The sequence below is a fragment of the Ornithinimicrobium faecis genome (genome assembly GCF_023923225.1).
Lineage (GTDB): Bacteria > Actinomycetota > Actinomycetes > Actinomycetales > Dermatophilaceae > Ornithinicoccus > Ornithinicoccus faecis.
Window position 1 is genome coordinate 633330 of sequence record NZ_CP099489.1, and the last position, 21655, is coordinate 654984.

Annotated in this window: 15 protein-coding genes; 3 read left to right on the plus strand and 12 right to left on the minus strand. The window is 69.8% G+C overall.

The features are described from left to right. Positions 1–4: 4 nt before the first annotated feature. Genes NF556_RS02945 through NF556_RS02955 form a run of 3 tightly spaced genes read right to left on the minus strand, consistent with a single transcriptional unit; the run spans position 5 to position 2789 of the window. Entirely contained in the window at positions 5–724 is a 720-nt protein-coding gene (locus tag NF556_RS02945) for a DUF4097 family beta strand repeat-containing protein (RefSeq protein ID WP_252594007.1), read from the minus strand. After that, complete coding sequence (locus NF556_RS02950; RefSeq protein ID WP_252594008.1) at positions 721–1398, minus strand: response regulator transcription factor; 678 nt, start codon at positions 1396–1398, stop codon at positions 721–723. Before NF556_RS02950 ends, NF556_RS02945 begins: the two co-directional genes overlap by 4 nt. Next, the gene (locus NF556_RS02955) at positions 1395–2789 is read right to left on the minus strand and encodes a sensor histidine kinase (RefSeq protein WP_252594009.1); all 1395 of its coding nucleotides are present in this window, start codon (positions 2787–2789) and stop codon (positions 1395–1397) included. The genes NF556_RS02950 and NF556_RS02955 overlap by 4 nt, the downstream gene beginning before the upstream one ends. A 131-nt stretch (positions 2790–2920) precedes the next feature. Here NF556_RS02955 and NF556_RS02960 point away from each other — a divergent pair, with 131 nt between their 5' ends. After that, the gene (locus NF556_RS02960) at positions 2921–5152 is read left to right on the plus strand and encodes an MMPL family transporter (protein WP_252594010.1); all 2232 of its coding nucleotides are present in this window, start codon (positions 2921–2923) and stop codon (positions 5150–5152) included. Between the two features lie 205 nt (positions 5153–5357). Here NF556_RS02960 and NF556_RS02965 read toward each other — a convergent pair whose 3' ends face one another. Beyond that, positions 5358–5987 carry a DUF2461 domain-containing protein gene (locus tag NF556_RS02965; RefSeq protein WP_252594011.1) on the minus strand — a complete coding sequence of 210 codons (630 nt, stop codon included), beginning with the start codon at positions 5985–5987 and terminating at the stop codon, positions 5358–5360. 100 nt (positions 5988–6087) lie between these two features. On the opposite strand from NF556_RS02965, the gene NF556_RS02970 reads away from it, so the two are divergent. Beyond that, the gene (locus NF556_RS02970; protein WP_252594012.1) at positions 6088–7038 is read left to right on the plus strand and encodes a GNAT family N-acetyltransferase; all 951 of its coding nucleotides are present in this window, start codon (positions 6088–6090) and stop codon (positions 7036–7038) included. Between the two features lie 88 nt (positions 7039–7126). Here the strand turns inward: NF556_RS02970 and NF556_RS02975 are convergent, their stop codons facing one another. From NF556_RS02975 to NF556_RS03010, 8 genes are all read right to left on the minus strand, one after another. Continuing rightward, the gene (locus NF556_RS02975; RefSeq protein WP_252594013.1) at positions 7127–8386 is read right to left on the minus strand and encodes an MFS transporter; all 1260 of its coding nucleotides are present in this window, start codon (positions 8384–8386) and stop codon (positions 7127–7129) included. A 215-nt stretch (positions 8387–8601) separates the two neighbouring features. Continuing rightward, entirely contained in the window at positions 8602–9621 is a 1020-nt protein-coding gene (locus NF556_RS02980; RefSeq protein ID WP_252594014.1) for a glycine betaine ABC transporter substrate-binding protein, read from the minus strand. Positions 9622–9691: 70 nt separating this feature from the next. Continuing rightward, on the minus strand, positions 9692–10615 hold the full coding sequence (locus NF556_RS02985) for an ABC transporter permease (protein ID WP_252594015.1): 924 nt from the start codon (positions 10613–10615) through the stop codon (positions 9692–9694). Then, a complete protein-coding gene (locus NF556_RS02990; RefSeq protein WP_252594016.1) occupies positions 10615–11868 on the minus strand; it encodes a quaternary amine ABC transporter ATP-binding protein in 1254 nt (417 codons plus the stop codon). The genes NF556_RS02985 and NF556_RS02990 overlap by 1 nt, the downstream gene beginning before the upstream one ends. Before the next feature lie 305 nt (positions 11869–12173). Next, positions 12174–15452, minus strand: a complete 3279-nt coding sequence (locus tag NF556_RS02995; RefSeq protein ID WP_252594017.1) for a S41 family peptidase — start codon at positions 15450–15452, stop codon at positions 12174–12176. Positions 15453–15586: 134 nt separating this feature from the next. Then, positions 15587–16978: an SPFH domain-containing protein gene (locus NF556_RS03000; protein WP_252594018.1), complete on the minus strand. Its 1392-nt coding sequence runs from the start codon at positions 16976–16978 to the stop codon at positions 15587–15589. Continuing rightward, the gene (locus NF556_RS03005) at positions 16971–19073 is read right to left on the minus strand and encodes an SPFH domain-containing protein (RefSeq protein WP_252594019.1); all 2103 of its coding nucleotides are present in this window, start codon (positions 19071–19073) and stop codon (positions 16971–16973) included. The genes NF556_RS03000 and NF556_RS03005 overlap by 8 nt, the downstream gene beginning before the upstream one ends. Before the next feature lie 433 nt (positions 19074–19506). After that, positions 19507–20238: an endonuclease domain-containing protein gene (locus NF556_RS03010; RefSeq protein ID WP_252594020.1), complete on the minus strand. Its 732-nt coding sequence runs from the start codon at positions 20236–20238 to the stop codon at positions 19507–19509. Positions 20239–20654: 416 nt separating this feature from the next. Here NF556_RS03010 and NF556_RS03015 point away from each other — a divergent pair, with 416 nt between their 5' ends. After that, the gene (locus tag NF556_RS03015) at positions 20655–21644 is read left to right on the plus strand and encodes a pirin family protein (protein WP_252594021.1); all 990 of its coding nucleotides are present in this window, start codon (positions 20655–20657) and stop codon (positions 21642–21644) included. Positions 21645–21655: the final 11 nt, after the last annotated feature.

Below are 21655 nucleotides of genomic sequence, written 5' to 3' on the forward strand. Positions count from 1 at the left end.
GCAGTCAGTCAGCGCGGCGCAGGAAGATGTCGCCGACAGAGGTGCGCACGTCGATGAGGCGGCTCTGGGTCTCGTCCGAGCCGAGGTCGTTGCGGACCGTGCCGAGCGAGGTGGTCGTCGAGACGCGGTAGGCCGTGCCGTCGTCCGGCACCTCCACGACGACGTCGCCGGTGTCGGAACTGGCCGTCACCTCCTGGGGTGCGCCGGTCGCGGCGATCCTGACGTCGCCCACGTCGCTGTGGACCGACACTCGCTCCCCCGTGAAGTCGACGGCTGCCACGCCGCCGACATCGGTGGTGACGTCGAGCTCGCCGGCCAGGCCGGCCACCTCGATGGTGCCGACATTGTTGTCGATCGCCACCGCCGTGTCGGTGGGGACGACCACCTCCCAGCGGACCGAGCAGTTGTCGAGCCACATCGTCAGGCACGTGGCGGACAGGGCAGCTGTGTCGCCGGAGACCGAGATGGTGACGTCGGGATTGGAGAAACCGTAGGCGGCCGTGGCGACGACCCGGGGCTGCTCACCCGCAGCGCCCGCCACCACCTCGATGTCGCCGACGTCGCCGTCGAGGGACAGGCTGGTGAGCCCGGCCGGCAGGTCGTCGGTGGTCGTCTCGGTGCGACCGAGGATCCGTCCCACGGCGGGGATCGCCAGCCCGATGACGATGACGAGGGCCAGGATCCCGCCGACGATGCGGAAGGTGCGTTTGGCCGAGCTGGTCATGGTTGCTCCTGAGGGTTTCCGTGCTCCAGCCAGCGCAGGACGGCCAGCACCCTGCGGTGGTCCTGGTCAGTCGGCGGCAGGTCGAGCTTGGTGAAGATGGAGGACACGTTCTTCTCGACCGCACCCTCTCCGATGAACAGTCCCCGGGCGATCGCCGCATTGGTGCGGCCCTCGGCCATCAACCCGAGCACCTCCCGCTCGCGCGGGGTCAGCCGCCCCAGGGGGTCCGCGTTGCGCGCCCTGGACAGCAGCTGCATGACCACCTCGGGGTCGAGCACGGTCCCGCCGGCGGAGACGTCGCGCAGCGCCGCGATGAAGTCGGCCGTGTCGGCGACCCGGTCCTTGAGGAGATAGCCGACGCCCCGCGCGTGGCTCGCCACCAACTCGGTGGCGTATTGCTCCTCGACGTATTGGCTCAGCACCAGCACGGCCGTGTCGGGATGACGCTCGCGAACCGTCAGCGCGGCGACGATGCCCTCGGAGGTGAACGTGGGCGGCATCCGGACATCGACCACGACCAGCCCCGGCCGGTGTCGATCGACGGCCTCGAGGAAGGTCGCGGCGTCGGGGCAGGCCTCGACCACCTCGAACCCACCCTCCCGGATCAGTCGCACGAGGCCCTCGCGCAGCAGGGCCGAGTCCTCGGCGAGCACGACCTGCACGGGCGTTGTCATCGCATCTCCTCAGGGGTGGGTTGTTCAGTGGTGGTGGGTTGCCCAGTGGTCGTGGGTTGCCCAGTGGTGGTGGGTCGCTCAGTGGAGGTGGGTTGCTCAGGGGTGGTGGCGGGTCGGGCGGGCAGGTGGATCAGCACGGCGGTCGGGCCGCCAGTGGGCGAGCGGACCGCGATCGTGCCGTCCACCGAGGACACGCGCTGTCGCAGGCCGACCAGGCCGGTGCCGCCGCGTGGGTCGGCGCCGCCAACTCCGTCGTCCTCGACCTGAATGACCAGGGCGGGCGGTGTCAGGTGCTGGTGGAGGTCGAGGCGCACCGTGGCCTGCCGGGCCTGCGAGTGCTTGGCCACATTGGTGAGCAGCTCGGAGACGCAGTAGTAGCCGATCGCCTCTGTCGTGGGGTCCAGCCGGCCCACCTCGCCTGCCTCGACCGTGACCGGGACCGGGGAGCGCACGGCCAGCGCGGAGACTGCAGCATCCAGCCCGCGATCGGCCAGGATCGGCGGCGTGATGCCGCGCGCGACGTGACGCATCTCGACGATGGCCTCCTTGGAGGCCAGGTGGGCCTTGTCGAGCAGCTCTCGGGCGCCCTCGGGGTCGTGGGCCAGACGCTCGCGCGCCATGCCGAGATCCATCGCGATCGCGACCAGCCGTTGCTGTGGGCCATCGTGCAGGTCCCGCTCGATGCGCCGCCGCTCGGACTCCACCGAGTCGACGGTCTCGGTCCGGGAGGTGGTGAGGGCCTCGACCCGCTCCGACAGTTGCGCGATCTCCGCGTCCGGGTCCTCGCCGAGGGTGAGGCGAGCGATGGTGGCGTCCACCCAGGTGAGGTGGCGGGCGGCGAGCGGGAGGATCGCCAGCACGGCCAGCGCGAGGATCCAGATGGTGACTCTGGACTGGGTCGAGTCGAGCGAGAACAGGCTGAACAGGCGCAGCGTGCCCTCGGCCGGCATGCGGTCGAGATACAGCGGCATCGCCAGGACAGCGAGGCCTCCGGAGAGGGCGCCGGAGACCAGCACCCCGGAGAACAGCCCCCAGAGCACGTGCAGGGCGGCGTATGCCGCAGCCCGCCAGTGCGTCCGGGTGAACCCCAGCGCGACCATCCAGCCCTTGCTGTGTGAGGCGGGCTGCAGGGTGATCCGTCGGCCCGTGAACGCCTCGATCCTGGCGAGCTCCTCCTTGGCGAACCACCAGCCCAGCCACAGGGCAGGCACCAGCAGGAGGAGCCCGGCGCCAGCCACCACCACGAGCACCGACCCGACGAGGACGCCGACGGCGATGCCGACGGCGAGGGTGCCGGTCAGCAGGTTGAGCACGAGGAAGGCGATGTGTCGCCACCCACGCAGCCACGACTGCACCAGGGTGGGGCGGAGTGACGCCACGGCGGTAGACATGCCTCAACACTAGGGATCGCGCCGGGCGGCCGGCAGCCTGCAGACCACCGGGTCGCAGTGGGGTTACCCCCCGTGCCGATCTGGGTGTTCGCGCCAGTGTGTTGGCGAGGCTGGCTCGGGAGGCTTGAAGCATGATCCAGAACCAGACCGACGCGTTGGTGCGTCCCGCCGCTCCCGAAGGATCGGAGCACGAGGTGCCGTCCGCGACCGATGAGGTCGCCTACCGCCCAGATCTCCCCCGCAGCCCACTGGCGCTGTGGTCCGCACGGCACCGCTGGACCGTGCTGGCCACGGCACTGCTGCTCGTGCTCGGTGCCGTCGGGGTGCTGGGCACGGTGGGCATCACGACCCAGAGCTCCAACGACCAGCTGGTCGGTGACTCCGCCGAGGCCTATGACATCTTGGACGGCGCCGACTTCGGGGACGTGCCGACCGAGTTCATCATCGTCAGCGACCCGGCGGGGCCGCTGTCACCAGACCGCGCCGCGGAGCTGGGCTCCGAGCTGATCACCACCTACGAGACCGTTCCCGGCGTCATCGCCGTGGGAGATGCCTTCCCCGGCCAGGACGGCAGCATCGTGCTGCCTCTGGAGTTTGCCGACGACGGGGAGGGCGTCGCTCTCGAGATCGACGACTCACTCCAGGCAACCGACGACCTCGCGGCCGCCCACGGCGACCTCACGATCTCCCAGTTCGGGCAGACATCGTTGGACCAGGAGATGAACGACACCGTCGGCGAGGACTTCCAGCGGGCCGAGCTCTTTGCGATCCCCGCGACCCTGATCATCCTGCTGCTGGCCTTCGGTGCCGTCGTGGCCGCCGGGGTGCCCCTGCTGGTCGGCCTGGGCAGCGTCGCAGCCGCCCTCGGGCTGACGGCGATCGTGTCCAACTGGATGCCGGTCGACCAGAACAGCCAGGCGATTGTGCTGCTGATCGGGTTGGCAGTGGGCGTCGACTATGCCCTGCTGATCCTGCGGAGAGCCCGAGAGGAACGGCACGCCGGTGCCTCGGTGCTGGACTCGATCGGGATCGCAGGGGCCACCGCCGGCCGCGCCGTCCTGATCTCGGGCCTCACCGTGGTCATCGCGATGTCCGGGATGCTCGTGGCCGGTGGGATGTTCACCTCGCTCGGCCTGGGCGCCATGCTGGTCGTCGGCGTGGCCGTGATCGCTGCCGTCACCGTGCTCCCTGCCCTGCTGAGCCTGCTCGGCGACAAGGTCGAGGCGCTCCGCCTGCCGTTCACCCGTCGACGGGAGGCCCGGCGCGGCTCGGAGGACTCGTTCTGGGGTCACCTGGCCGGCATCGTCACCCGCCGACCGCTGGCTTCCGTGGCCGTCGTGGGCGGACTGCTGGTGGCCCTCGCGGCCCCGGCCCTGGGCATGAAGACCGCCATCGGCAACGTCGAGGCCCTGCCGCAGGACCTCCAGAGCGTGCAGGCCTATCACCAGTTTCAGGCAGCCGTCCCCGCAGAGTCCGATGCACTGCAGGTTGTGGTGCGCGCCCCGGCGGAGGCCGCGGACGAGGTCGAGGCAGCACTCCTCGGGGCGACGGGCGAGGCGGAGGGCATCACGCACATCTCTGGTGCCGCCGGTGAGGTCGAGCAGTCCCTGGACGGCACGGTCAGCACCTGGAACCTCGGGATCGACGTGACCCCGAGCGACGACGCGATAGCGCCCACCGTCGAGCGGGTGCGCACTGAACTGCTCCCGCAGGTGCGGGCCGAACTGTCCGACGTGCCCGGGGTCGACGTGCACCTGGGCGGGCAGGCAGCGGTGGTTGACCTGACGAGCTGGATGGACGACAGCCTGCCCTGGGTCGTCGGCTTCGTGCTGGTGCTCTCGCTGCTGGTGATGCTGGTGTCCTTCGGGTCACCGACCCTGGCGCTGGCCACCGTGGGCCTGAACCTGCTGTCGGTCGGAGCAGCCTATGGCGCGCTGACTCTGGTCTTTGGTGGCACGTGGGCCGAGGGGTTGCTCGACTTCACCTCGACCGGAGTGATCGCCTCCTGGCTGCCGATGATGCTGTTCGTCCTGCTCTTCGGACTGTCGATGGACTATCACATCTTCGTCACCAGTCGGGTCCGCGAGGCCTTCGACGCCGGTGACTCGCCGCGGCGGGCGGTCCGCCGGGGAGTGGCCCGGTCGGCCGGTGTCGTCACTGCTGCGGCCGCAGTGATGATCGGGGTGTTCTCGATCTTCGGGACGCTGTCGATGCTGGAGATGAAGCAGCTCGGTGTGGGCCTGGCCGTCGCGGTGCTGATCGACGCGACGATCGTGCGCGGAGTGCTGCTCCCAGCGGTGCTCACGCTGCTCGGCAAGCGGGCCCATACCGGCCCGTCCTGGATACCGCGCCTGCACCACTGAGCCCAGCACCACTGAGCCCAGCACCACCAAGATCGCGTGCACCCGAACAGGCAACGTCACAAGCCACTTCGCAAAACCGCAGGTCAGCGACCTGACGTGGAGTGGTTACCGTGACGTTGCCTGTTTGGGTGTACGCGCGTGGACGGCTGCGCGCCTCGCCATCGCAACGTCGCCGTCGCACCACCCCGCCGCGCAGGCCGGTCGGTCAGGCGGCGGTCACGGGACGCAACCACTCGACCAGTGGCCGGACGGCCCGCCAGTCGGAGCGCACCTGCTCCACCAGTGCCGCGGTGGTGACGACGTCGCCGTCCTCGATCCACCGCATGGCCGAGATCGTCTTGTGCCGCAGCAACTCGATCCGCTCGTGGTCCCGGCTCCAGCCACGTGGGGCGGTCTTGAGCCGGTCGCCGGCAACCTCCCACCCGGCTGCGCGCAACCGACTCACGATCTTTTCCAGTTCGGCGCCCCGAGGACCGTCGACGTCCGTGCGATAGGCGGCCAGCACCGCGGGGTCCATGGCATAGCACCCACCCCCGAGACGGAACCCGTCAGCCGACACCTCGGCATACCAACCGGATCGGGTGCCTGCGGCGACATAACCACCCTGATGGGTCTTGTAGGGACTCTTGTCGGCCGAGAAGCGCACGTCCCGGTTCGGGCGGAAGATCTTGGCCGGCCCGAACTCGTCCTCCAGGGCGTCCAGCAGCGCGGTCATCGGGCCGCGGACACTGGTCTCATAGCGCTCGCGGTTGGCCTGCCAGAAGCCGGTGCTGTTGTCCATCTCGAGCTCGGCATAGAAGTCGGCGGCGTCGTGCGGGATGCCCGTGAAACTCATGCCAGAGAGCGTATGCCGAGGCGCGCCGCGGACGTCCGGCGCACCGGCCGCGGTGGAATGGCGTGGTGGCGCTCCGGGGAGAGGAGGCAGAATTGCCGCCATGACCCTCACCTGGCGAACTGTGTCCCGTGACGACGTCCCTGCGGTGGTGGCCTTCACCAACCTGGTCGGTGAGCGGGACGGCACGGGAGCGGTCACCACGCAGGAGTCCACCGCCGAGATGTTTCAGGCTCCGCACTTCGACCCCTCGACGGACACCGTGTCGGCCTGGGACGGCGCGGACCTGGTCGCCCTGGGCAGCACCTTCTGCCGGGACACGCTGGTCGACGGGCGGGCGATGGCCAGCGTCGATGGCGCGGTCCACCCGGATCACCGTGAGCAGGGCATCGGCACCGAGTTGCTGACCCGGCTGGAGGCCCGGGCCGCGGAGCTCGCGGGGGAGCGGCACCCGGGGGAGCCGCTGCGGCTGCGCACGTCCGGCGGGCTGCCCGACTCCTCGGGCCAGCGTCTGCTGGAGGACCGGGGCTACGCGCCCGACAACTACTTCATCACCATGCAGGTGCCGCTGGCCGACTGGGTCGACCCGGGCGGAGAGTCGGTGTCCGTGGGACTGGACCGGGCGCGGCAGGAGGAGATCAGGGACGCGCACAACGACGCCTTCCGGGACCACCGCAACTTCAGCCCGATCTCCGCGGAGATGTGGGAGCACTGGGGCAAGTCCTCGACGATGCGACCCGAGCAGAGCCGGCTCGTGGTGGAGGGCGAGCGGGTCCTCGCCTATGCCGTCGCGGCGGAGAACGAGCCCGGTGTCAGCCATGTGGAGTTGGTGGGCACCCGCCGCGAGGCCCGCGGCCGGGGCCTGGCCCGGCAGGTGCTGCTGGGGTCGCTGCGGGCGGCACGGGAGGCGGGGTGCCGGATCAGCGAGCTCGAGGTCGACTCGACCAGCCCGACGGGTGCCGATCGGCTCTATGTCGCGGTGGGCTATGAGCCGGTGCGGGTGATCTCGCGCTATGTCCGCGACGTCGCGCCGGGCGGGCCACACCTCTCCTAAGCGGCGGTGCGGGCGTGCGACACCTTTATCTTTTTCCGAGGAGGCGTGCGAAACCTTTATCTTTTTCCGGGGGAGGCGTGCGAGACCTTTATCTTTTTGTGGTGGGGGCGTGCGAGACCTCCCCATTTTTTGGGGTGGCCTGGGCCGCGCGGAGGGTGCGGGCACCGGTCAGCGCGAGCAGCATCGCCAGCCACGCCGCGACCACGGGCACCACGAAGGCTGGCCGGTGACCACCCCAGTCGGCGAGCTGTCCCGCGATGCTGGACCCCACGGCATACCCGAGGCCGGTCGTGGCCGCCAGGATCGTCATCGCCGCACCGAGGCGGCGCACGGGGGTGATCCGCTCGGCGAGGGTGAAGGTGGTGATCATCGTCGGGGCGATGGCCACGCCGAGGACCAGCAGGGCGACGGCCAGCATCCCCAGGTTGTCGACGGCCAGCATGGGCAGGACGAGCACGGCCAGGGCGATGGTGAAGGCGCGCAGGCGGCCCTCATACGCATAGGTGTCCGGCACTGCCACCACGGCCAGACCCGCCAGCACGCTGCCGATGCCGAGCAGCGCGTGGAACAGACCGGTCAGGCCGGGCTCACCGGCGTTGGTTGCCAGGACCGAGGTGCCGGCCTGCACCGAGCCGAAGATCATGCCGACCGACAACTGGACAGCCGCCAGGAAGAGCAGCGAGGGCGTCAGCAGGCGCCCGGCCGGGGTCGTCGCCCGCGGGGCGCGGCCCACCAGGGCTGACGTGGGGTGGATCGCGAACCAGGTGCCGAACGCAGCCAGCAGGATGCCCGCGGCGACGATCGCGGCGCTGGGGTTGAGCAGGGCACCGATCACGCCCACCAGGGCCGGGCCGAGGACGAAGGAGGCCTCGTCGGCGGCGCCCTCGTAGGAGAAGGCCGCGTCGACCACGTCGCGGCGCTCGACACCGGCCTGACGGCTGATCGGGCGCCAGCGCACCCGGGCCATGGTGCCGACCTGCGGGGTGAACGCGCCGGCGACCGCCGCGACCACCAGCAGCGGCCACCAGGCCTGCCCCGACTCGTAACTGCCCGCGAGCAGGACCAGCCCGATCAGGCCCAGGGAGGCGACGACGGACTGCACGAGCAGGACGGGGCGCTGTCCGAGACGGTCGGTGAGGGAGCCAGCGAGCGGGGACCCGATGGCGTTGGCCACCGCGAGGGCACCGGCGGTGGCTCCACCAGCGCCATAGGAGCCGGTCACGCCAGAGACCAGCAGCAGGGCGCCGAGCTGGGACATGGCCAGGGGCAGGCGACCGAGGAAGGCGACCAGGACATACATCGGTCCGGTCAGGGCGAACAGGCGTCGATAGGACGCGAGGGGTGACACGAGGAGCCTCCGGGGAGAACAGCGAGGGCGCGCCATCCCACCCCTGGCGCTCAAACCCTGTGCATCTCTAGTCTACCCGGCTGCGGTGGGTGCTCAGGGCCGTTCTGCTGGTGAGACCGGTCACCGTGCCCGGCCCGGGCAGACGTCCCGCGACGACACAACAGGGCCCCGACCGCGGGTGCGGTCGGGGCCCTGTTATGTGCTTCAGGCAGAGATCAGGGCACCGGGATGACGTCCGGGTACTCCTCCAGCCAGGCGTCGATGGCCTCGGCTTCCTTGCCCTCGCCGTATTCGTTGACGACCATGTCCTCGAGGGCGCCGTACTGCTCGTCGTCGAGCTCGATCCCGCCGATCAGCTCGGCGGCCTCCGGGAACTCCTCGGCGAAGCCCTTGGTGCCCAGGAAGTGCAGGGCCTCGGCCTCACCGAGCGCGCCCTCGGGGTCCTCCAGGTCCTTCACCGGGAAGGCACTGTTGGCCCAGAACGGCCTCCACAGGGTGACCACGATCGGCTCCTCGTTGTCTGTGGCGTCCTTGAGCTGGGCGAGCATCGCGGTCGTGGAGGACTCCACGAGCGTGAAGTCGTCCAGGCCGTAGGTGGGCATCACCGAGTCCTTGGTGACGCCGGTCAGGCCAGCGCCGGGCTCGATGCCGATGATCTCGCCACCCAGCTCGTCGACATGGTCGGGGAGCTCAGCGATCGAGGTGATGTCGCTGTATTCCGGGACCGCGAAGGTCAGCTTGGCGTTGGGGTAGTAGGCACCCAGGTCCTCGACCTGGTCGCCGTACTCCTCCATGTAGTTCGCGTGGGTGACCTCGGGCCAGGCGCTGGGATACATGTCGACATCGCCGTTGGCCAGGGCAGTGTAGAGCGGCCCGGCCTCGGTGAGGGTCTCCATCTCGACGTCGTAGCCCTGCTCCTCGAGCAGGTGCTCGAGCAGGTAGGCCGTGGACAGACCATCGGTCCAGGACGGGATGAAGCCCATGGTGATGGTGCCGCTGGCCTCGCCACCGGCTCCTTCACCGCCGGCCTCGGTGTCGTCGGCCGAGTCGTCAGCCGCGTCGTCGCTGCCGGTGTCGTCGGCTGCCTCGTCGTCGGAGCCTTCGTCCTCCGCGGCAGCGTCGTCGTTGGAGTCCTCGTCGCCGCCGTCGTCGGAGCCGCAGGCGCCGAGGACGAGGGTCAGGGCCAGTGCGGACGCGAGCGTGCCCGCGGCGCGTCGGTTGCGGTGCAACTTCATAGGAATCGTTCCTTCTTTCCTTCTGGGAGCCGGTGGGTGCCGGCCTTGCTCGGACAGTTGGGGGTGCTCATCAGATGCCGGTCGTCGCCCGCTGTGCCACGGATCGGGTCCTGCTCCGGCGGACCATGTTGGCCAGGGACTTGTCCGTGCCGGAGCCGCCGATGGAGGCGGTCAGCCGGTCCAGATAGATCGCGAGGACCACGACGGAGAGCCCTGCCTCAGCGCCGAGGCCGATGTTGATGGTCGAGATCGACTCCACGACCTTCTTGCCGAGGCCGTCGGCGCCGACCATGCCGGCCACCACGGCCATCGACAGAGCCAGCATGATGACCTGGTTGACGCCCGCCATGATGGTCGGCACGGCCAGTGGCATCTGGATGCCGCGCAGGATCTGGCGGGGGGTGGCGCCGAAGGCCTGCCCGGCCTCGACGGTCTCGGAATCGACCTGCCGGATGCCGAGCTCGGTGAGGCGGACACCCGGCGGGAGGGCAAACAGGATCGTGGCGAACATGCCCGGGACATAGCCGATGCTGAAGAACAGGATGGCCGGGATCAGATAGACGAACGCCGGCATGGTCTGCATGAAGTCCAGCACCGGGCGCACCACGTTGCTGACCACCTTGTTGCGGGCGGCCAGGATGCCGATCGGGATGGCGATCAGCACGGCGACAGCCGTGGCGATCACCACCAGCGCCAGGGTCTGGACGGCCGGGATCCACATGCCCATGGAGACGACGAAGGCCAGGCCCAGGGCCGACCCGATCGCGAACTGCCAGGAGCGCAGGAGCAGCCCGAGCAGCGCGAAGACCAGGATCATGATGTCGGGCGGCACCAGCAGCATCGCGTCGATCAGCCCGGTGATCAGGGTGTCCACGACGTCTGCGACGGCCCGGAAGAACTCGCGGAACGTGCTGTTCAGCCAGTCGACGCCGGTGTCGATCCACTCGCCGACCGCCAGGTCGGGGACGACGGAGGTCAGGTCGTCCTCATTCATCAGCGTGCCTCCGTCCCGGTCGGTGCCGGTGTTGGTATGCCGAGGGGCGCGTCATCGCCTGTCTTTCCGTTGGCGGTGGGGTGGGTGTTGCCCATGGCCGCCAGCAGGGTGACGTCCGGGATCACGCCCACCAGTCGCTCCTGCTCGTCGCGCACCACGATCGGGGCGGGGCTGCTCGCGGCCGGCAGGAAGAGCTCGTTGAGGGTGGTGTCGGCGGTGACGAACGGCAGCTCGCCCTGGTGCAGCGGCAGCTCCTGGCGGCCCTCGCGCACGGCCGCGGCGATCGCATTGGACCAGACCAGGCCCTGCACGGTGCGGTCGCGATTGACCACCAGCAGCCAGCCGACCTGGTGCTCGCGCATCAGCTTGTGGGCTGCCTGCGGGCCGGCACCGGGGCCGATCACGGCCACGGGCTGTTCCATGACGTTGGCGGCGGTGAGGACCCGCGTGCGGTCGACGTCCTGGACGAACTCGGCAACATAGTTGTTGACCGGGTTGTTCAAGATCTCCTCGGCGCTGCCGATCTGCTCAATGCGACCGTCGCGCATCATCGCGATCCGGTCACCGAGACGCATCGCCTCGTTGAGGTCGTGGGTGATGAACAGGATCGTCTTGTCCAGGCGCTGCTGCAGGTCGATGAGCTGGTCCTGCATCTCGCGGCGGATCAACGGGTCGAGGGCACTGAACGCCTCGTCCATCAACATGATGTCGGTGCCCGCCGCCAGCGCGCGGGCGAGCCCGACCCGCTGGCGCATGCCGCCGGAGAGCTCGTCGGGCTTGGAGCCTCCCCAGCCGCCGAGGCCCACCATGCCCAGGGCCTCCTCGGCCCGTGCCTGGCGATCACTGCGGTTCACGCCCTGCACCTGCAGGCCATAGGCGGCGTTCTCACCGACCGTGCGGTGCGGCATGAGGGCGAAGTGTTGGAAGACCATGCTGATCTTTTTGCGCCGGACCTCGCGCAGGGCACGACCGTCGAGATTGCTGATGTCCTGCCCGTCGATGGCGACCGTGCCAGCCGTCGGGTCGAGCAATCGGTTGACCGTGCGGATCAGGGTCGACTTGCCCGAGCCGGACAGCCCCATGACCACGAAGATCTCGCCGGGGTCGACGCTGAAACTGGCGTCGATGACGGCTGCCGTCAGCCCCTGCTCACGCAGCTCCTCACGGGTGCCACCACCCTGCAGGGCGCGCACCCCTCGCTCGGGGCGGCGCCCGAAAATCTTGAACACTCCATTGGCCTCTAGTGCAGGCACAGGTCTCCCAGGTCGATGAACCAAAACTCGACCTCACCCACGCTGCAGGGGACGATCTGTCCACTGACCATCGTCACGAAAAGCGCAGGCTCGGTGTCGAGGCCCTTCGACGTTAGCAAGATTCTGCGGCTCAGGGGCAAAAAGAGTCACGACGGGGTCACGCGACGGTCACGTTCCGGTGACGGCGCGTCCCGGGCGCCGAATCAGCCCCTGCCGGACGGGATCTCGTGCGCTGCACAGATGTCGCTTCGAGAGCGATCACTCCGACAGCGACGGGCGCATCCGGGGACCGCGCGGCTATGCGGTCAGCCGAATCGTGCCTCGGGCATCTCAGGCGGCCGTGCGCTCGGTGCCTCGTCCAACCGGGCCAGGACCTCGGCGATGGCGCGGTCCAGCTGCGGATCGGCCGGACCGAAGAAGTCGGCAGGCGTGTGTACGACCTCGATGTCGGGGTCCACGCCGTGGTTCTCGACGCCATAGCCCTTGCCCTCGAGCCAGAAGGCATAGCGCGGCTGCGTGATGCCGGTGCCGTCGACCAGGTCGAAGCGGCCATCGATGCCGACGACACCGCCCCACGTGCGCACGCCGATGACCGGCCCCAGACCGAGCGCCTGGGCGCCGGCGTTGACGATGTCGCCGTCGGAGCCGGAGTTTTCGTTGGCCACCAGCACGACCGGCCCCCGGGGTGCCTGGTCGGGATAGGTGTAGGGCGTGGAGAAGTGCCGCCCGACGCCCCAGCCGACGACGCGACCGACCAGGCGCGCGAGCACCATCTGGCTGGTGTGACCACCGCGGTTGTAGCGCACGTCAGCAATGAGGCCCTCCGCGCGGGCAGCCCGCCCGAGGTCGCGGTGCAACTGTGCCCACCCGGTGCTGGTCATGTCGGGCACATGCAGATAACCGACCCGACCGCCGGAGTGCTCGCGGACGTAGTCGCGACGGGAGCGGACCCAGTCCTGATAACGCAGCACCTCCTCGTCGGCGATCGGCACCACGACGACGCGACGGTCCTGTCCGTCCCGGCGCAGCGTCAGCCCGACCGGCTTGTCGGCGGCACCGACGAGACGGGTGGCTGGTCCGAAGGCCGGGTCCACGGGGCGGCCGTCGACGGCGACGATCAGATCGCCCACCCGGGCGTCGACCCCCGCGGCCCGCAGCGGCGAGCGCGCGTCGGGGTCGGTGCTCTCACCGGGCAGGATGCGATCGATCCGCCACCCACCCTCCGCCGGCGACAGGTCGGCCCCGAGGTGTCCCAGCCTGCGCGCGATGTCACCCGGCGCAGACGCGGGCATCACGTAGGCGTGCGAGGTGTTGAGCTCGGCGACGACCTCCCACAGCAGATCCTGCAGGTCGTCGTGGGTGCGCAGCGTCGCCACCAGCGGGCGATAGCCCTCGACCACCCCCGCCCAGTCGACGCCGTCCATGTCCTCGCGCCAGTAGTGGTCACGCATGATCCGGGCGTTCTCGTCGAACATCTGGTGCCACTCGGTGAGGGGGTCCACCTCGAAGCGCAGCCGTGAGGTGTCGACGTTCACGGCCTCGCCGGAGTCGTCCTCCGGCTTGTGGTCGGCGGGCTGGACCCTGATCTCGTCCTTGGTGGCGATCACGATCCGCTCGCCGTCACCGGAGACGGCAAAGCTGTCCACCCGGTCGGCCACGGTGGTGACCTTGCGCTGCTCAAACGACCAGTGCTCCAGGGTGTCGGCCGTCGGGTCACCGGCCACGCCCGCCCGCCGGGTGCCGAGCTCTCCGGCGTCACCGGCGACCCGCACCCACAGCACGGCTCCCTTGGCAGCGCGCAGGTCGCGGTAGTCGCCAGAGGGAATCGGGAAGGGCACGATCCGCTCCTCGGCCCCGTCGACGTCCAGGTCGGGGCTGGCGGGGGCCTTCTCGGGCGTCGGCCCCGTGGGCGACGCGGACTCCGCGGCATGGCCCCTGCCGGCGGGTGAGCCGACGCCCGGGTCGTCCACCGGTTTGCTGATCCGCCACCCCTGGGCGCTGGGCCCGAACGGTGCCGGGTCGGTCGCGGACAGCGGGAGCAACCAGGGTCGGGTCGAGCCGGTGAAGGACAGCATGAACTCGTGGCTGTCATAGGTCGGGTCGAAGGTCCGATCGGACAGGAACACCAGATAACGGCCGTCGTCGGTGAAGGCGGGGGAGTGGTCGTTGAGGTTGCCCTCGGTCAGCGCGGTCGGGGCGTCCTGCGTGGTCAGGTCGACGACCACGAGCTGGAAGTGCTCGCTCTCCCGGGTGGGTTGGGCCCAGGCCAGATAGCGACCGTCGGGTGAAAAGACCAGCGTCTGCGGCTCGCCGTGCTCGGAGTGGGCCAGGGGGCGGATGGCCCCGTCGGCGACGGCGACCAGGCTGACCCGCCCGTCGTGGGAGACGGTGGCGACGTGCTCCCCGTCCGGCGAGGAGGCCGTATGCAGCACGCGCCCGAGCGCACCCCCGGCCACCCTCCGCGGCGGCTGGCTCCCGTCGAGGTGGTGCACCTCCAGGGCGTCCTCCCCGTCGGCGTCGGTGACGAGCAGGGCCCGCCCGGTGCGGCCGAGGAGCTCGGGCTCGCGGACGCGGACGGCGGAGTCGGCCACCAGCGCGTGGGCGGGGCCCTCCCGGTGGCTCAGCCAGAAGGCTGTGCCACGCCAACCCACCAGGCTCGCGTCACCACCGTGGTCGGGCACGATCGTGTGCAGTCCCGTGCCGGGGTCGGCGGAGTGGGCCGCTGGCTGGCCGGCGGGGACCTCGAGCTCGAGGCGGCGCGGTGCGGCGCTCAGGTCGTCGAGCAGCCAGAGGGCCCCGTGACTGTGCCAGATGATGCGCGTGCCGTCGGTGCTGGCGTCGCGCACATAACCCTCGGCCGGGCCCTGGTGGGTGAGCTGGGTCGGCTGACCGCCCTCGAGGTCGTCCCAGACCCAGAGGTTGGCCTGCTCCGTGCTCGCCTCGGGGAAGCGTGCGGCGCGGTCGGACACGAACACCAGCCGGTCCCCGATCCACAGCGGGTCTACCAGGCTGGCCTCGTCGTCGGGGAGCAGTTGGGTCCACTGGCCGGTGGCCTCGGCATACGGCGTGGGGTTGAACCAGAGCCGGGGAGCGGTGCCACCGCGATAGCGCTTCCATTGGGCCGGCTGCCGGCTGCCCGGTGTGCTCACCACCACCGCACCGTCGTGCCGGACCGCGACGCCCCAGGCGGGACCGTGGTGCAGACGCTCGACTGCTCCGTCGAGGGAGACCGCCCGGGTCGTGACATGGCGGAAGTTGGCCTCTCCGGCGTGCGAGGCGACCAGCACGCGGCCGTCGTCGGTCCAGCCCAGCACGAGGGTGTTCTTCGCGCCCCACCAGGTCAGTCGCCGGTCCGCTCCGGTGGCGACCTCGACCACGACGACCTCGGGGTGGCCATCGCGGTGCGAGACAAAGGCAATGTGCCGGCCGTCGGGCGAGAACCGCGGGTTGCGGGCGGGCGCACCATCACGGGTCAGGCGCCAGGCCCGCCCTCCCGTCACCGGTGCCAGCCACACGTCATCGGCCGCGACAAAGGTGACGAGGTCACCGTGGAGATGGGGATAGCGCAGGTAGGTCGAAGTCATCCACTCCAACCTAGTGGGCAGGGCCGACACTCAGGCCCCGCCCGCGGTCAAGGTTGCGCAAGGAGTGCGCAAACAGAAAACCCCGGGCCGCTGGTCAGCGGCCCGGGGTCTCCGGCAATCTGGTGGCGGTTGGGTCAGCGCTGCTGACGCCCCCGCACGGCCTGGACGGCGCGCTGGGCCACGTTGCCGGCGGCCTGGGCGACGTCCTCGGAGGACTGCTGCTGCGGCTGCTGCGCCACCGCACGCGGACGCGAGGTGGCACCCGCCTGGATCTGCGGGAGCAGCTGGGCCATCAGCAGTGTGGACAGGGCTGAGTTGTCCCCGGCCCCGGCGTCCGTGTGCACGATGACCGGTCGCGGTGCGCTCTCGGCCAGGGCAGCGCCGACATCGAGGCGGCGGCGGGCCAGCTCGTAGGCCAGGACCGCACGGTTGTCGCGGTAGGCCGTGGCCAGCTGCTCCTGGGCCTTGGCCTCACCCTGGGCAGCGACCAGGTTGGTGCGCGCGCTGGTCTCGATCTCATAGCGGATCTTCTGCGCCTCGGTCTCGCGCTCCTCCAGCATCTGCGCGACGTCCTTGCGGGCCTTGTTCAGCGAGGCCTTGACCTCGACGATCTTGGCGCCACGGATCTTCTTGGACCGCTCGATCTCCATGAGCAGGGTGTCGATGCGGCGCTTGCGCGTCAGCTCCCACTCCTTCTCATAGGCCACCAGCTCCTTGGCGACCCGCTCGCGGGTGGCCAGGTGCTCGCGATACTGGTCGGGCAGCTGGACATCGGGGATGTTGCAACCCATGATCTGCACGCCATAGCGGGTGAGCTGGCGGTTGAGCAGCTCCTGCATGTCCTTGACGTCACTGCCGCGCAGGTCGTAGGCGCGCTCGGTGCGCACCTGACGGCTGCGCTGCCGGATCGCGTCCTGGACCGAGTTGGACAGCACCAGGTCGAAGTTGCCGGCACCGATGGTCTGCACGAAGCGGATCGCGTCGACGATGCGGAAGCGCAGGAAGAACTCGATCGACTTCAGCGGCACGTTCTCGTGCGTCGGCGAGGACAGCACCGGTGCGGCATACGGGATCTCGGTGGTGACGTCGACGACGTAGGCCACGCGAGCCCAGGGGTGCCACAGGTAGTGCCGGCCCGGCGCCAGGCCCGGCCCGCTGATCGCACCGAACTTGGTGAGAACACCCACGGTGCCCTCCTCGATCTCGACGATCGAGGAGCGCCACCACCACAGTGCCGCACCGATGAAGGACAGGACGGCCACGGCGATCGCCAGACCGCCGAGGGTCCCGTGGTCGGAGCCCATCAGCATCAGACCGCTGACCAGGGCCCACAGTCCGAACCACACCAGGGTGGTCCAGCGCAGGCCACGGTTGTCGCGGGGGATGACGACCGGCACCAGCGCGCCGGAGTCACCACCGCGCAAGAGTCGGGCGACGTCGCTCCAGCCGGAGACGACCTCCTTGATCGAGCTCATGCCCTGGCCGCGCATTGCGCGGGTGGTCTGCTCCACCATCTGCTCAGCCACGGTCCTCACCCTCGTTCTTCACGTCGTTGTTCTGCGCGTCGTTGGTGTGGGGTGCCGGGTTCTGCGGTCTCGGAGCACCCTGTCCCGGTGGGAACTGTCCCGGAGGGAACTGCCCTGGGGGGAACTGCCCTTGTGGGGCCTGACCCGGGGGCGGCGGGACCTGTCCCTGCGGGCGGCCCTGGGGTGCGCCCGGGAACTGGTGCTGTCCCGGGGGCGGACCCTGGGGGAACTGGCCGGGTGCGGACGGACCGCGACCCTGCTGGTACTGACCCTGCTGCTGGTGCTGACCGGGCTGCTGACGCTGGCCCTGAGCCGGGTCCTGCTGCTGGTGCCGGCCCTGCTGTTCCTGACCCGACCCACCCGGGCCCTGGGGGGTGCTGGGCTGGGTGCGTGTCGGCATACCGGATCCTGGCTGTGCCGGCTCATCTGCTCCCGGGACCTCGCCGCTCTCGGTGACCTCCTCCAACTGCGCCGTCACGGCCTCGTCGGTGACGGAGCGGCGGATCTGGTCCAGGACCTGCTCACCCTCGGGGTCGTCCACCGGCTCGGTCGCCGGGAGGATCTCCACCTCGGTGGCCTCGGGCGCCTGCAGCAGGTGCTCGATCTCGCCCTTGCGGCCGGAGACCCGCTCGGCGATGTCGCCCTTGCGGGACTGGATGTCGGCCATGTCCTCGTCGCTGAACAGCTTGTGCTCCGCACCGCCGACGAGCTCGCGCGCGATGTGCAGATAGTCGACACCCTCGGCGTCGCCACCCACGCGCACGATCTGCGGCAGGGACTGGGCCAGGCTCTCCATCTTGTCCAGCAGGTCCTGCTGATAGCGGTAGTCCAGGATCTCCGGGGCCAGGGCCGCGCTGAGGGCGCGGATGTCCAGGGCCTGGGCCTCGAGCATGGCCGCGTTGGCGTGCGCCGTGGACTCGGACTCCACGAAGCGCTGCCGGGCCATCGCGTTGGCACGGTTGGTCTCGCGCTCGAGGGCGGTGTCCATCTGCGCCTGGTAGCGCGCGATGTCGGCCTGGATCGCCGAGAGGTTCTCGTTGAGCGAGGCGAGGTCCTTGTTCAGGTCACCCTCGTTCTGTTCCTTGCGCAGGTTGAGCTCGTAGTCGTAGGTGTAGGCCTCCTTGGCCACCCGGATCATCTCGGGGGCTGCCAGGTCCATCCGGTATTCCTGCGCGGACGGCTCGGCGTGCGTGATGTTGGCCGTGGTGAGCTCGACAGCCGGAGCGAACTGGACGTTCAACTGCTCGAGCAGGCGCGCGGTGCTCTCGCCGACCAGGTCGTAGATGCCCGAGGCCTCCTGGTCGTAGATCAGCGAGCGCGTGGTCTCCGAGATGGCGTTGTTGAGCTTGTCCTGGAAACCGGAGACGGCACCCAGCACGAAGACGAACTCGCGGGCGTTGACGATCCGGAACTGCAGGAACAGGTCGACCGAGGCCTGCACGCCCGACTTGGTGGGGGCCTGGCGGATCGGCGCGTTGAACGGGTATTCACGGGTGGTGTTGACGATGTAGGAGACGCGCTTCCACGGGTTCCACAGCGTGACGCGGCCCGGACCGACCTCGGCCTCGACCTTGCCGAAGCGGCTGATGAGCGCGGTGCAGCCCTCGGGCACCATCACCATGCCCTGGCGCCACCACATGAACGCGGCGAGGAGCACGATCAGGATCCAGTAGTGCGGGCCGAACAAGGCGCTGGTCATGCCGTCGAACGGGAGCAGCACGACGCTGCCCACGGCGCCGACGATGATCAGCAGGATGACCGGGAGCATCGCCCGGATCTTGCGGCCCTTGGGCATGACCATCGGCGTGATGACGTGCACCGGGCCGTTCGAGCCCATCTCGAAGTGGCTGCGACTCAACTTCTCCGCAGCGTCGTCGAGCGAGACGTTCTCGGAGTTGATCCGCGTGCCCGCTGCGCTGCCCTCCGCGCGTGCGGCCGGGAAGTCCCGCTCGTTGAGGTCGAAGCCGTTGTCCGGCCCGCCTCCCTGGTTGCCACCCACCGCCTGCTGCAGCGACTGGCCGACGACGTCACGGACGTCCGCGCCACCGGCGACTTGTCGGGCAGCATCAATGAACTGCTGTGATCGGTTGCTCACTCCATCTTCCCCTCTGTACTTCTGGTGGCACGACCTCGCCGCACACCTGTTGGGCACGACGATGTCGTGCTGGACCGAGTCTGTCACAGGCACAGACGGTCCCAAGAGCCTCACGGTTCCGTCCCAGCGGCAGTTCAAGTGGTGGAGCCACCGCGAGGCCGGGCACCTGGGCCACCGCGAGGCCGGGCACCTGGGCCACCGCGAGGCCGGGCACCTGGGCCACCGCGAGGCCGGGCACCTGGGCCACCGCCAGACCTGCTGCGCTTTGCCGACGGTGGCCCTTCACGGCGGGGTTCTCCTGGTGGTCGCTCGCAGTGCCCGTGTTCGCGTGCTGCCACCAACGTCCCAGCGCCAGGCGAAATTGGTCCTGCAGGAGGCACGGCATGCGACAACAGCCGCAGGACCACTTCCGCCGGGCGCTGCGGTGTACGCGTCAGGCCACTCGTCGTGATTTCTCTCGCTCCAGTGCCCGCCGCACCTGGGTCATGAAATCAGCCGCTCTGGTCCGTAGGCCGAGCACGGGGATCCGCAGCGTGACATCGGTCGTCAGAGCGAGGTCGTTCTGGCGGAGTGCGTCGTCCACGACGGCGAGCCCGAGCTGGTGCTGGAACCCGTCGATCTCGATGTGCAGGCCGGGGTCCTCCCAATAGATGTCGAGGTAGTAACGGCCCCGAACCCCGTGTCGCACCTCCTGACGTGATGGGGCAGGCAACTTCGCGGCGCGACACAGGGCGGCGAAGTCCAGCTCACCGAGGCTCTCGGCCCCTGCGCAGATGTCGCGGATCACCACGTGCAGGAAGGCTCCACGCCGTGAGCGATAGACCGACGCCCAGCAGGCGAGCAGGTCCTCGCGACGCACGAGTCGCTGTTGCACTGCCATGGCCAGGACCGTCGCAGCCTGCCGGTCCGTCCGGACCCATTGCGCGGCCCGGATGGCAGCAACAGCAGGAGTCGTTCGGGGCAGGCCGGCCGTCATCGTGGCGCCGATCGTGCGCGGCGCATGGCACTTCACCCCGGGCAACGGGTGACTCTTGTTACGGCTCGGCACCGAGACGGTGACCAGCTCGCGGTCAGGTGTCCAGTGCTCCAGCCCTGTCTCGATCAGGGCGCTCTCCCCGCAGCGCCCGACGAGTTGCCACGCCGGCGTGCTTCTCCGCGACGCCACGTCCGATGCGGGTGCGGCGCTCGAGCACCTCCTTGCACAGAGGCGAGAAGCGGGGACGGGGCTTGGATTTCATGGCGTCAACCCTGCCCTGATCCGCGCCCCACCAGGAGGGGCCTGTGGATAACCCGTCAGCACCATCCGGCAGGTGCTTATGTCCTGTGCTTTAGATCCTGCTGTTGTTGTCGCATGCCGTGGTTGCCGCAGGACCAATAGTGCCGGGCGGTCAGCGGCGGGTGGCGGGAGGTGGCGCTGAGACGGGGGAGGTGGCGCTGAGATGGGGAGGCGGAGCAGTCGTGGTGCCGCGTGGGCGCGAACCGCAATCAGGACCAGTCGATCTCGGCCAGCACCTGCTCCTGGGGACGGGTGCGCGGGCGTGATGGTGGCTCGTGGCGGGTGACCTGACTAGGCTCGAGGCCATGAGCAATCTCGAGGTCGCCCCGCCCGAGGTCGAGTGTGGCGAAGACGCCACAGACGCCACTCTGGAGATCATCGCCCCGCGCGAGGTGCCGCTCGGCGGACCGCGGGCGATGCTGGTGCGACGGACACTGCCGACCAAGACCCGCACGATGATCGGTGCGTGGTGCTTCGCGGACCACTACGGGCCGGACTCGGTGGAGCAAACCGGAGGGATGAAGGTCCCGCCGCACCCGCACACCGGACTGCAGACGGTCTCCTGGCTGTTCACCGGTGAGGTCGAGCACCGCGACAGCACGGGCGTGCACGCGATGGTTCGCCCGGGCGAGCTCAACCTGATGACGTCGGGTCGGGGCGTCTCGCACTCGGAGGTGTCCACCCCGCAGACCCGGATCCTGCACGGAGTCCAGCTGTGGACGGCCCTGCCCCAGGAGTCGCGCTTCGTCGACCCCGGCTTCGAGCACTTCGCCCCGGAGCCAGTCGACCTCGAGGCCGGCCGTCTCTCGGTCTTCCTGGGCAGCCTCTCCGTGGACGACCCGACAGTGGATTGGCCAGTCACCTCGCCGGTGAAGACCTACTCTCCGCTGCTCGGCGCGGAGCTCACGCTGCAGCCGGGGGCCGTGGTGACGCTGCGCCTGGACCCGTCGTTCGAGCACGGTGTCCTCGTCGACGGCGGCCCCGTGTGCGTCGGCCCGGAGCAGGTCGCCGCCCACGACCTGGCCTATCTCGCACCAGGCCAGGAGTCGGTGGACATCCACGCTGGTGAGCACGGCGGCCGCGTGATCATCCTCGGCGGCACGCCCTTCGGTGAGCAGATCGTCATGTGGTGGAACTTCATCGGCCGCGACCACGACGAGATCGTGGCCTCCCGCGAGCTCTGGCAGGACCGGGTCGAGCAGGATGCCGACACCCCGTTCGGCCGGTTCGACTATCCCGGTGACCCGCTGCCGGCCCCGCCCATGCCAGGGGTGCGCCTGCGTCCCAGGGGCTGAGACTTGCCCCG